We start from the raw sequence: 12265 nt of genomic DNA on the forward strand, positions 1-12265 counted from the left end.
CCGAGCGAAATTATCAGGAATTTTCGGCAGATATCAAACCCATAAGAATTATTGTTTTGTTGCACATGCCCTTTCAGAGGCAACAATAGCGCCATGTTGCGCTCCTGCTTATTGATCCTCTCGTTGATTATTACTTCATGTTCTGCGCCTGCCGATATACGCGACAGCCGTTTTATCATGGGCACACTGGTGGAGTTCACTGTAACAGGGATGGATGAAGCAACCGCAACGACTGCCATTTCCGAGGCTGCGAACGAGATGCAGCGTATCGAGGATCTGTTCACCATCTACGGTGATCACGACAACAGTATCAAACAGTTCAACAGAAGTGAGATTGGCGTTCCGCTCTTATTGCCTGATGAGGTCAGCAAACTGCTGAACAGTTCATTAGAGATAAAGAAAAAGAGCAATGGCGCATATGATCCTGCGCTTGGAAAGCTGAATATGCTCTGGGGCTTTTCCCAGCCGGACTCACCCTCTTTGCCGCCTGGGAAACAGGAGATTGAAGCTGCCATTCCCCCACTCCACTGCATCGAAAAAACTGAAGCTGGCTGGATCAGATCAGATGAGCGCTGCGTTCTGGACTTTGGCGCCATAGCCAAGGGTTATGCCATTGACCGCGGCATCGAAACCTTGAAACAGCACGGCATCCATAATGCGATCATCAACGCTGGCGGCGATATCCGACTGATCGGACGTCATGGGGATCGGCCATGGCGAATCGGTATCCGCCATCCGCGAAACAAGGGCGAAGTGATCAAATCCCTGGAGCTTGAAGGTGATGTGGCAGTGGTGACATCGGGCGATTACGAGCGGTTCTATATTTATGGCGGTGCGCGCTATCACCATATTCTAAATCCCGAATCGGGTATGCCGGCAACTGAGGTTCAAAGTTCAACCGTCATGGCAGAGAGTGCCATGCTCGCAGATGCATGGAGCACTGCCCTGTTTATACTGGGCAATCAAAGCCCGGCCGTTATTGATGGCATTAACATAAAGTCTTTAATTATTGATTATAAAGGGGAAATTATCATCAATACACTGTAGAAGTATCTGTGCTATACTGATCAACACCAGAACCCTTGATACTGAGTATTAAGAAACTAGGGTTCCACCTGACCATATAAATGAAGAGAGAAAACAGCCAGAGAATAAAATGCGTGATTTCAACCCACTACTGCTAAGATTGCTGAGATCGTTCACCACACTGTTTGTCGGTGGTGCATGTATTGGTCTGCTTCACCAGTATGATCTGGCCGCAGCCGGGGTTCTGTTGGTGATTGGATCCCTGATCAGCTGGAGCACCTACAAAACAAGGCCTACTTTTGCACGCGGGTTTATTCTCATTTGTGGCACGATCCTGACCGGAGCTCTGGGCTCACTGGTTGAACTGTGGGGCATCAAGAATGGCTACTGGAGCTACAATGGTCTTACCGATGGCCGCAATTTTCCGGCCTGGTTGCCTTTCGCATGGGGCTTCGCATTTGTAGCCCTCTACCGGATTGAGGAGTTCTGTATTCACTTTCTGGGGCTCAGGACACTGAAGGATAAAATAGTGTTGGCCGTGACACTATCTGCGATTCTGCCAACCTGGGGCGAGATCATTGCGATTAATTTCGGGGTCTGGAATTACTCCTGGGATTATCAGATGTTCGGCGTACCGCTCTTAGCAGTGCCGCTGCTGGTCGTCTTCCATGTCGGCATCTATAGCCTGTTTTCCTTTATCTGCCACAGGCATAGGCTACAGGATCCTGTTTTCGGCCGGATATAGGTCCTTTAACGCGTAAAGAGTGAAAAGTTATAGGCAAACGCCAGCGTTAACACTCTGGCCCTGAAATTTCCTTTGGGTGCAGCCATATAACCATATTGTGCAATCATGCTGTGGGCATCGGTCAGCTGGTAGCCCAATCCTGCATTGCCCTGCCACACAAGCCCTCCTCCAACAGCCATGCCTCCGCCACCGGCCGCACCTATGAGGCCTTCAGCTTCGATAAAAAGAGGCGAGCCAAACAGGGGTAAATGAACGCCGGCGCCGACAAGTCCGGTCATATAGGCACCGGCCTTTCCTGAATATGCAGCGAGTCCCTGACCGGTAAGAAAGAAATTTTCATGAAGGAAAGCATCCAGCTGTATTCCCAGATTATTCACGTTGAGATTGGCGTGATGCGTTCTCCAGTTCGGGGCATCCTTCAGGTAGCTCTGATGGGCTGCCCTGATTCTGAACCTTGATCCGTTGAACGAGGCCAGATCCGACATGGGGATGGTTTCCTCACCAAGATCAGGGGTAAAGAAGTGATATCCAATCTTTCCTGCCAGACTGATGGCCCTGAAGTTGGTTTCTGGAACCTTTACATAGCCGCCTGAAACCTCTGCATAGAGGTGTTCAGACAACCGCTGTTGCAGAGAGACCACGCCATCGACAATAAAACCGCCACCGGTCGCCACATTGCCGCCACCAGCCACACCTGCTGATGCGGAAAGTTTCAGCCATGTACCATCCAGAACTTCCATGCGATATCCCGCACCGAGCAGGATCTGCATGTAGCCATTACTCTTGCCGCCCATTGCCCCTTCAGATTCAATGCGCAAAAACCAGTTGTCATCGAGGTAGCGGTTCCACTCGGCACCCATTAAATGAATCGTTCGATGCTGAGCCGCACCATTGTCCGCCAGTACTCCTGAAGGTATCCGGTAAGTGCGAAAAACTGGAGCCAGCTCCTGCTCAGCCTGAAATGCCCGCCCTACCGGTGCTGACTCCGCTTCATTCGAATAATCCCAGCCAGATCCAACAAGTGTATTAAACGGGTACTCATAAGCGAAATAAGGCTGGGTACTGTGAATAGTCCCATCCGGGAAGTCGAGGTAGCTGACACCAACCCCGAAATGGCCGAAGTGATCCGTTTTGAGTGTTACACCGGCATGGTATCGCAGCATCAGACCGCCACCGGAAAGCTGGAAACCTCCCCTGCCACCGCCTGCCCCGACAAACAGGCCACTGTTCAACTCGAGTGCGTCGGTTAACTCTCTCTTGAGCTCGGCAGCACCACCGAGAGTAATAAACCCACCGCGCTGCCCGGTTAAAGCTCCGTACGCAAACGGCCCAATGGAGAACCAGTCACTGATGTCGTAGAGGAAGCCACCTCCCATGAAGCCCATTTTTTCATTGGCAGGAAGGGTTACGCTTTCGTAGGTAAGGCGGAACTTTGCGGCAGTAGGCTTAATGCTCTGATCTGACTGCTTGTCGGCCGCATGCAGTATAACCGGAGAAACGACGAGTGTTGAAAAAGATAGAACGATGAGAGCAAAGCAGAGCCGAAAAAAACGATGCGATTGAACAGCCATGTTGGTTAATTTCCCCTTTCCTGTGCAGTTAATGCTGCCCACAACCATTTCCTGAGTCTAGGCGTACGGCAAACACTTTAGCTATCTTTAAAGCAATCAGGCAACGCCTCGCTAATAAGATATAGATAAAAACACTAAAGCGCTTTGGATTAGCAAGAAAGTCATGATGATTTTCTAAGGATGCTATTCTGATAGCGCAATTTTGTTTTTGGGTGCAACAGATGCATATAGACCCAGAAAACAATCGCATCAAAAACAAAGTAGAACACAGCAATACCACTGGGTGGATTGCCACTGGTCGGCCATGCGGGCACATTAAACGCAGTCTCAGGCCAATACCAGCAACCTGTCGCTGTACCAATGAGTTCAATATAGCAGACAACCGTGAACATTATTAAAAAAAACAGCCGTGATTTTTTTGCAGAAAAAAGGATAACCATAAAAGCAATCGCACACAGGAAGCCAAACCAGTCATTGGCCCAAATCAGCCATAACGTACTATAGAAAGCAGCAAGAAGCAGCAGTGTATTCTGAATGACATCTGTTTTTTTGATAATCCACGGTTTATGGGAGATCCTGAATACCAGTGCGAAGATAAGACCATGGCCAAAAAGTAGCCAAAGGGGTACATTTTCCAGCCTATAATGATACATCCCTAAACCAAGGGAGAGAAACAGCTCACCGGCCATGCCGACAAACATGCCAATCAACATCACATGCTTTATGCGTAGCGGATATGCGCGATATGCAGCAGTGAATGCAATAAAAACCAGTAGTGTTGCAAACTCCTGACCATAACCCAGAAGAAGCTTATCTCCATACTGGCTGTCAGTCATCAGAAGTACAGGTATGCCTGTTAATGCCATGATGATAAGCCGGTAATTCTTTAAGGATTCCACGATTGAGCATCCTCACGAACACCGGAAAACAGTGCCAGACCAACAGTTAATAATCGCAGTGATTCGCTATTAGCGCCCAATGGTTTCAGGGATCAACGGCTTTTAAATACTTTTTAAGATGATGATGCAAAGTATCATAATCATACCCGTTGCCATGGGCCAATTTTTGGTTGCCTTCCTTCGATCATCCGTGGGCCAGCCATCAGCTGATTTTCTTCTAACAACCAGTTTAATCGCTATGAACAGCGGGACAGCACCAAGGCAGGCCAGTTTTGTCGCCACTGAAAATTTTTCAGGGACTTCAATGGCCGGCAGCACCACGAAAGGAATAAACCAGGAGGTAAAAATAAGCAATATCTCAAAACTGGATGTCAGGAACTTTGTTTTGCGTTGCTTGAATTTGATTTTCAAAGCCGCCCAGATCGAGATGAAGACCATAAATATCACAGCATATAACGTCAGATCGAACTGCTCATATGAGGAGACTCCCCAGGCAAAGAGGATGACGTATGCACTGAGGTAGAAAAGACCACAGACAACCGCCAGCTGTTTTGCTTCATTTTTCCACGGAAAGGCCAATGCGACAAACACCACTACAGCAAACCCCACTGTTGCCATCTCCGCTTCTATGGCTGTGGAGAAGAGAAGCGGCACACTGAGTCCGGCAAGGATCACATATGGAAAGAAGCTTGTAGTTTTTCCAAGCATGACTACCAGATCATGACGCAAAACTTCAGTTTCCTTGTTCGCCTTCACAATAGTTTTAAACGATATTTGATGATGTTCACACAGGAACAAAACGCCATAGAAAACCGCCATCAAGGCCACACCGTTGGCAAGCTGCCAGTATTCCGGAAGATCCTTTACAACCAGTGCCAGCAGGCCAAAAGAAATCATGCCAACGTAGATCATGGAAACCACAGTCGCATGTGAGAACCCTAAAGCCAGCAGACGGTGGTGAATGTGCGTTTTATCAGGATGAAACGGACTTTTTCTTTTCACTATGCGGCGGCTCATTACAAGAATCGTATCAACAACGGGTATACCCAGAATTATTGCAACGCTGATCGGAGCCATCTTCCCACTAGACCCAAGCATGACACCTACACTGGCAAGCGCGAAACCGAGCATAAGGCTTCCGGTGTCACCCATAAACAGTTTAGCAGGATGCGTATTGAACTTCAGGAAACCCAGAACAGCGGCAAGTATTGCAGTCAGGAGAAGGAATGCATTCCCGTTGTTGATACCCAGGGCAAACGCTCCTAAGAAGAAGCAGGAGATTGCCGTTATGCCGCCGGAGAGGCCGTCCAGGCCATCAGACAGATTCATCGAATTAGTAACACCTAAGAGGCAGACCAGTGTGATCAGAAAGGCCCATAGACCCGGAAAGGTAATATCACCGAAAGAGAACAGGTCACCGAAAGAGTCCATCTGCACGCCTGATAGCTCTATGAAGACAACAGAGGCAATGACCTGACCGGCGAACTTAAGCTTAGGGGAAATTGCCCAGATATCATCAGCAACGCCGGTAAGCGTGGCAATCAGCAACCCTGCCAGAAACCCAAGGAGTATCCGGTCGATATCGACAAGTAGCGGCAGAATAACAAGAAGAGACAGCGCCATGCCCAGCCCACCCATTCGAGGCATGACAGTCTTGTGGACACTTCTTTCAACAGGATGGTCAACAGCACCTACAAAAGCGGCGAAGTGTGCAGACAGAGGCGTAAGCAGTAGTGACAGGATAAGGACAGTGAAAAAAAGTAGTCCCAAGTCTTCCAGTGACATTTGATAAGATCCTTCTAGTTTCGTGCTACTACTTATAGATGGTGCCTTGAAGGTTGTCAAAGTCACCAGCAAGGAAAACCTAGTGCTTAGAATCCGTACGTCAATCTAATGAAGGGTACTACCCATTATTTATGTATGCGGCTCTTTCCTGAGCGGGTTCCACCTATCGCCCACAATCGTAATAACAGCAGTTATCGAGAGTCAATTTACATTGATTTCAATACCACAACTTGAACTTCCTGAAGCTGCACTTGGCAGTTTAATCCAAAAAACCTAGATAAGTTATCAATCTTGCGAAGTGTCAAACACTCTTGCTGGAGGCTCTCATTTGACACTCCGTTAACCAATCTTTCCGTTGCTTTTCATGACGCTGATCGTCAGAATGTCATATATGCCAAAAATGACGCGAAGGAAAAGTGAACTGCTGGCTGTGATCGAGGCATCCCCGCCACTGCCGATCTACCAGCTGGCGAACCAAACGGGGCGCAACTACCGGCGCGTTTTCGATCATGTAAAGGAGCTGGCCGCTGCCGGACTGATCAGTATCCGCCCTGCCATCCGCAACGGGCGTAAGGTCTCCATTGTCGAGAGCATCTATCAGCAGCGGCTGCAGAGGCTCGACGACATGTTTGCATTCAAGGTGAGCATCGATGCAGCTCAGTGAGGCTGCGTCAAGGCTGCTGGCCCTGCTCGATCCCGAGGGGGTGCTGATCGGCGGCATCTGCGGCGCCGTCTACGGCGTGGAGCGATTCACCCCCGGTGTCGATATTGCCGCAGAGCTCGATCCCGATGTGATTGTACAGCGATTGCATGATGCAGGCATCGCCTCGGATGTGCGGCGCAGCAGTGAGCCAGGGGATCTGAGCTGGGTGGTTCATGGGGCGTATGAAGGTATCGACTTTCAGGTGCTTCCGGCTTCGGAAACAGGAATCTCACCGGCGCGCTTTGAGATGAAGGCTGGCCTCCGCATTGCCATCATCTCAGATTTCATCACCAGCAAGTGTATCGCCGCAGGGCAGCAGGATATGCATGATGTGGCTGCCCTTAGCCTGATGCATCCCGAGCTTGAGCAGTTCAGTCGTGATTGTGCTGCAAAGCATGGCTGCCTGGAGAAGCTGGAGTCGTGGCTTGATGATCAGCGTTTAAAACAGCGTTACAATCGATAACAAACAGCCGAGGAACGAAAAAGGGGAGCAGCCGGATGGGCTCCCCTTTTCTTTGAACTGGCTACTGTTCAAACAATCAGTCGCAAATGTCGGTTTGTATAAGGTGCATTATCGCAAGCTAGGCACTGTCGATGGACATCTCCTCCCTACTCTATTGAGTAACCAATGTGTCAAATGACAAGCGCCTAGTGGACATTTTGTGTTTTTTCATTTGAAAGACAGGTGTGTCATTTGAAACATTTTCTTTTTGTCAGATGACTAACTCATTGCTCAAATGAGAGATAATATTGACCCTGCCCTGCTTCTCTCATTTGAGAATCCATTCTTTCAAATGACATACCCGGTTTCATCTGAGCCGACTTGTGTCAAATGAACCATCGCTTTTTCAAATGAATGGCTTTTGCATTTCAAGATCAGAAATCACCATGAGGGACAGCTGGCTAGGAGCCAGGGCCAAGGGGTTGCCTGATAGCTTAAGCCAGTGAAATAGTCAGCCGCTTTCCAATAGCCTCAGCTGCAGCCTCCAGTGTCAGAAGAGTTACCGAAGGGTTGTTTGGGTCAAGAAGGCGATCTACAGATGAACGACTCGTGCTCATTTTTTCTGCAAGCGCTTTTTTGGAGATATGCATTTTTTCCATTTCTTGCTGTAACTGGAAAGCGAGAACACGCTTGATCGCAGTTGCCTTTGCATCAGCAAGCATTCCCTCTTCGACTAAAAAGTCTTCAAAATTCGAACCAATATGCTTACTCATCATTTCTCTCCTTTAACTTCTTTCAATCTGTTGCGAGCCAATTTCTTATCGTTATCAGGCGTTGCCTGAGTTTTCTTTACAAATCCGTGTAGCAACACAATTTCGCCTTCTATCATCGCAAAAAGAACTCGGCCAATTCCATTTTTCATCTTTGAGCGAACTTCCCAGATATCTCTTTCAATGTTGTCGACCAATGGCATCCCAATTGGCCAGCCAAACTGAACGGTCTGGATATCTCTTCCAATTACCTTCCGATCTTCCAAATCTAAGCCCTTCAGCCATTCTCTCACCGGCTCATTCCCTCTCGCGGTTCGGTAGAATTTTGCTGGAATTGGCTTAAGTCTCTTTATTCGTCGAAGTGTACCAAAATAGGTACACCAATGTCAATGTATTTATTTGCGATACGTTATACTGACATTTTATATTTATACGTTGGCATGCCAATCGATAAACACCAGGTAATTCCCTTCAAGATAAAAATGATGCACCCTGATGAGGGGCTATTATTTCAAAATAAATAAAAAAATGACGATTCTGTGCCAAATTGACACACACTTTCCAAACCTGCACCCTGCTGAACTATTACTAATTATGACATTGGCGAACGGCAGTGGCTCGAACACATTACTCAATTACTTCTGTGTTCCTTCACTGCATTAACCAAAGCAGAATTTGGCCTTGGAGGATTATCCAAAGCAGAAAAGAAAGCAGGTTCATCGCCAATCAGGTCAATCATCACGCGCCAACATCTGACTAACCCGATTTTGCCGATTGAAGATTTTCGGCCTCAAGATCACCCGATCGCAGAAGGCTTTGCGATGCCGTAAGAGGTATCCAATGGTTAAAAATAGCCTAATTCACTACGTATCCAAGTTCCGACACACATACAATTTTCTGGAGTGAGATACCATGTATCTGAGTGATTCCCATCCAAGCAAAGCCCCCTCTGCCCCAATGTGATGTCCTCAGATAATAACTCATCATCCATGCCGAGTAATGTTTTAACATAGTAACGTGATATAAATTGACCTTCTGGATCAGAGTTCTTATGTCTTGCATCGTAAAACTCAACTACTGGTTCTTCTTCATCATGCCTTAAACATTTATTTAAACCGTATTGGTCCCCTTTATTTAAAATTTTTACATTAAATTTCACTTTAGATTTATTGTTGATGATAGTAAACATTGAACCACCTCCTTTTTTTATTAGTTTTTACAATAGATTTGGCTATTGGGTTATTTAGCCATTAATCTCCAATAAAACGTAAACCAGTCAATGAGTGAACAGCAATAAGATGCAGTGCTACCTGAACCCCGCCACTCCTTCTGTTGCTGTTTTTTTCTTCTCCCTGACAAACACGCTCACCCTTCCAAGGCTGTTGAAAAAATTACTATCAACCATAGGAGCCAGCATACCTTCAGGGCCATAGGAAATCCGCACAACATGCTATATATTGCTCATTAAATATATATGTATACTTTAATAGGCAATATATGACATAATACAGCCATGAAAAAAACGGCGTTTTCAAACGACATCGTAAACACCTGTAAGCAGATGGGCCTAAACCTAAAGGATCTTCGGATTAACAGTTTCGAAGATACACAAGAAACCATGGCAACACGGCTAGGCGTATCACTACGCACATACAGCCGTATGGAGGCTGGAGATCCAACGGTGAAAATCGGAACCTGGCTCGAGGCCGCAAAGATCACTCGCCAAATAGATCGATGGATCTCGTTATTTACTGAAGAGAAGAGCTTGTTTGATCAGTTCGATCAGGCAACCAATAAGACCGCTAAACGAAAAAGGGTGCGAAAGACTTAATGGAACGAGCTCTTTATAAAGTTCGCCTGACAGGCGAGTCTGGATCCACCCTTGAGGTTGGTGACCTCGTCAGCACGGGAGAGGTGTGCGCATTTCGCTATGCAAACACATACCGGAAATTAAGTTCATCGTTTGCAATAGATCCGATCAATCTCCCCACGCAAAAAAACTCCCATGAAACAAATAAGGTCCTATTTGGCGTGTTTGAGGACTCTTTGCCTGATGGTTGGGGCAGAGCCTTGATGGGAAGGGCTTTAAACTTATCTCATGCCCAGCAGTCCCCTCACCTTCTTCTGCAATACCTTGATCACAAAGCAATTGGAGCGATTAGCTATGAGCGGCTTGAAGGAAATCATCCTGAAGAGCGATATCAGGAGTCAATCAATTCAATTGACGAGCTTGTACAGGCAGCCACGGCGTTTGAACGAGGTGAACTACAGGACAGTGCCATGCTGCAGCGCTTATTCAGATCCGCAGGATCATCCGGTGGAGCACATCCTAAGGTAAACGTTATTGGAGAAGATGAAAGCCTTAAGATCGTAAAGTTCTCAAGTGTTCGGGACATCTATGATGTGGTCGGCTTAGAGGCTGCATGCCTTGATCTTGCTCGTATGGCAGGCATGAAAGTTCCCGAGTTTAAAGTTCTGGAGTTAAGTAAAACGAAGGTTTTGTGTCTTGACCGCTTTGATCGAACAGAAGATGGCTGTCGGCACATGATAAGTATGCAAAGCCTACTGAATGTGACTGGATACTATCACTCCAGTTATGTACAAATGGCCGACGTTATTCGTACGGTTTCTAGAGTGCCCGCAGATGACTTACAGGCACTATTCAAACAGATGATATTTAATGCAGTTATCGGCAACACGGATGATCATTTAAAGAACTTCTCCCTGTACTACCGAGATGGATACTGCCTCACTCCGGCCTACGATCTGTTGCCTGATGTGAACCAAAGGGCAACTCATACCCTCTCATTTTGTAATAACGATGTTGGCCCATATAGAAGCGAGGCGACAGGAAACCTTGCCGCCCGCTTTAAGATGGCTACTTCAACTGCTGAAAAGATTGTAGATGAGGTTGTTGAGATAGTTGCCACCAACTGGCCAGGTGTATGCTCAAACTATGGTGTGCCGGCAGATCAGATTCAGTACTTTAACTCATACATTGAGAGGCAGCGAAAAAAACTTGAGAAGTAGCACCTTTATTCGTTCTGCTTAAAGAGTTCATAAAGCCTATGGGGATAAGTAAATCTATTTATGACATACCCGGTTTCATCTATGTGGACTTGTTTCAATTGAACAACCCCTTCCCCAAAAGGATGACTGTCAAGGCGGGTGCCTCATTCAGAAAAAACATAGTCCCATAGCCAGTTGAAGTGCGAACTTCAGAATTCACTGCTATTGCCTCAGATTGAGATACTGCTTCAGTACACAGCATCTATTTCGCCGGCTAGACATAATGACCGAATCCAGCTACAATGCGGCCATGATTTCATCATCCAACAAACAAATTGAGGAAGCGATTTCAGCCATTCTGGATGGAAAGGAAAGAACCTGGAGTCAATTGGCGGCACTCATTATTGCAGTGCATGAAAGTAAATATTGGGAAGGAAAGTCTGACTCATTCAGCAAATGGCTTGATGAATTCGGCAAAGAAATTGGTTATGGAATGGCAACGCTTTGGCGATATTTTTCAGTCGGCAGGAAGTACAATAATTTAAGAAGGTCAGCAGCATTTAGGGGCCGCGAATATCCACCCCTAGAAGAGCTACAGAAACACGTTAGTGCAGAAAACTTTGAGCTTCTAGAAAAGATTTCAAGGGTTGTAGATGAAGAGGATATCTATTTAACAATGGATGAGATTCTTGCTGGTACTATCCGAAGAAAAGAACTTCGAGATCGCTGGAATGCATTTAAGCCTGCACTGGAAGGACAAACTGCTAGGGGCAACATTTCTACACCCAAGGTGGATCGAAAGAATCAAACCCAGCTCAATGCCATAATGAAGGCGAAGATTCTAGACGCACTTAGGAAGCTAGGCCCATCCTGGCTTAATATTCAGGAGCCAATCTATTATCAATTGCTTTCTGATGTGGTGGCTGAAGGCCGAATTAAAGTAGGTGATTTCCAGAATCCCTATGAACCCACCTATTATGCGCCCGGCTTGGTTGCGCTTGTAAAAGAGACAAAATATTCTCCCATGGTAGTTCATGGTATTGAGATATCACTGCAACTCACACCAGGAAAAATGAAGCAACTTCATGAGATGAGCAGGTACTGCAATGTTGCCTGGTTGATTATACCTGAGACCATATCTGAACTTGATCCAGATTTAATACCGGAGGGCGTTGGAGTTCTTGGATTCAAAGTGAACGGTGAATTTGTAGTTATCACTGAGCCTTCAACTGACCCTTCTCCCTCCCATATTGATCATATCTTAAAGGGCATCATTTTGAAGGGTGTTGGGGCATGAGTTTTTTTGCACCCCACT

General features: G+C 46.7%; 13 protein-coding genes. 7 read left to right on the top strand and 6 right to left on the bottom strand.

What is annotated here, in order from left to right:
• The first annotated feature begins 93 nt into the window (after positions 1 to 93).
• Entirely contained in the window at positions 94 to 1047 is a 954-nt protein-coding gene (locus tag Ga0123462_RS05495) for an FAD:protein FMN transferase (RefSeq protein WP_100265377.1), read from the top strand.
• A 109-nt stretch (positions 1048 to 1156) separates the two neighbouring features.
• Positions 1157 to 1771, top strand: coding sequence for a hypothetical protein (locus Ga0123462_RS05500; protein WP_100265378.1), 615 nt, complete (start codon positions 1157 to 1159; stop codon positions 1769 to 1771).
• Positions 1772 to 1776: 5 nt separating this feature from the next.
• Here the strand turns inward: Ga0123462_RS05500 and Ga0123462_RS05505 are convergent, their stop codons facing one another.
• The 3 genes from Ga0123462_RS05505 to Ga0123462_RS05515 all read right to left on the bottom strand — a co-directional run bounded on the left by Ga0123462_RS05505 (position 1777) and on the right by Ga0123462_RS05515 (position 6026).
• The gene (locus Ga0123462_RS05505) at positions 1777 to 3342 is read right to left on the bottom strand and encodes a hypothetical protein (protein WP_198507407.1); all 1566 of its coding nucleotides are present in this window, start codon (positions 3340 to 3342) and stop codon (positions 1777 to 1779) included.
• Positions 3343 to 3503: 161 nt separating this feature from the next.
• Positions 3504 to 4241, bottom strand: coding sequence for a hypothetical protein (locus tag Ga0123462_RS05510; protein ID WP_100265379.1), 738 nt, complete (start codon positions 4239 to 4241; stop codon positions 3504 to 3506).
• 102 nt (positions 4242 to 4343) lie between these two features.
• Positions 4344 to 6026 carry an MraY family glycosyltransferase gene (locus Ga0123462_RS05515; protein WP_100265380.1) on the bottom strand — a complete coding sequence of 561 codons (1683 nt, stop codon included), beginning with the start codon at positions 6024 to 6026 and terminating at the stop codon, positions 4344 to 4346.
• 391 nt (positions 6027 to 6417) lie between these two features.
• Between Ga0123462_RS05515 and Ga0123462_RS05520 the strand changes: the two genes are divergently transcribed.
• The gene (locus tag Ga0123462_RS05520) at positions 6418 to 6690 is read left to right on the top strand and encodes a MarR family transcriptional regulator (RefSeq protein WP_157821282.1); all 273 of its coding nucleotides are present in this window, start codon (positions 6418 to 6420) and stop codon (positions 6688 to 6690) included.
• Positions 6677 to 7192, top strand: coding sequence for a hypothetical protein (locus Ga0123462_RS05525; protein WP_100265382.1), 516 nt, complete (start codon positions 6677 to 6679; stop codon positions 7190 to 7192). Before Ga0123462_RS05520 ends, Ga0123462_RS05525 begins: the two co-directional genes overlap by 14 nt.
• Before the next feature lie 473 nt (positions 7193 to 7665).
• Here the strand turns inward: Ga0123462_RS05525 and Ga0123462_RS05530 are convergent, their stop codons facing one another.
• From Ga0123462_RS05530 to Ga0123462_RS05540, 3 genes are all read right to left on the bottom strand, one after another.
• Positions 7666 to 7947, bottom strand: a complete 282-nt coding sequence (locus Ga0123462_RS05530) for an XRE family transcriptional regulator (protein WP_100265383.1) — start codon at positions 7945 to 7947, stop codon at positions 7666 to 7668.
• On the bottom strand, positions 7944 to 8234 hold the full coding sequence (locus tag Ga0123462_RS05535) for a type II toxin-antitoxin system RelE/ParE family toxin (RefSeq protein WP_198507409.1): 291 nt from the start codon (positions 8232 to 8234) through the stop codon (positions 7944 to 7946). Before Ga0123462_RS05535 ends, Ga0123462_RS05530 begins: the two co-directional genes overlap by 4 nt.
• A 551-nt stretch (positions 8235 to 8785) precedes the next feature.
• On the bottom strand, positions 8786 to 9130 hold the full coding sequence (locus Ga0123462_RS05540) for a hypothetical protein (protein WP_100265385.1): 345 nt from the start codon (positions 9128 to 9130) through the stop codon (positions 8786 to 8788).
• A gap of 324 nt (positions 9131 to 9454) precedes the next feature.
• Between Ga0123462_RS05540 and Ga0123462_RS05545 the strand changes: the two genes are divergently transcribed.
• From Ga0123462_RS05545 to Ga0123462_RS05555, 3 genes are all read left to right on the top strand, one after another.
• Complete coding sequence (locus tag Ga0123462_RS05545; protein ID WP_100265386.1) at positions 9455 to 9772, top strand: helix-turn-helix domain-containing protein; 318 nt, start codon at positions 9455 to 9457, stop codon at positions 9770 to 9772.
• A complete protein-coding gene (locus tag Ga0123462_RS05550) occupies positions 9772 to 10971 on the top strand; it encodes a type II toxin-antitoxin system HipA family toxin (protein WP_100265387.1) in 1200 nt (399 codons plus the stop codon). The genes Ga0123462_RS05545 and Ga0123462_RS05550 overlap by 1 nt, the downstream gene beginning before the upstream one ends.
• A 289-nt stretch (positions 10972 to 11260) precedes the next feature.
• On the top strand, positions 11261 to 12247 hold the full coding sequence (locus tag Ga0123462_RS05555) for a hypothetical protein (protein ID WP_157821283.1): 987 nt from the start codon (positions 11261 to 11263) through the stop codon (positions 12245 to 12247).
• Positions 12248 to 12265 lie beyond the last annotated feature (18 nt).

This window comes from Mariprofundus ferrinatatus, assembly GCF_002795825.1.
In the GTDB taxonomy this organism is placed as follows: Bacteria; Pseudomonadota; Zetaproteobacteria; order Mariprofundales; family Mariprofundaceae; genus Mariprofundus; species Mariprofundus ferrinatatus.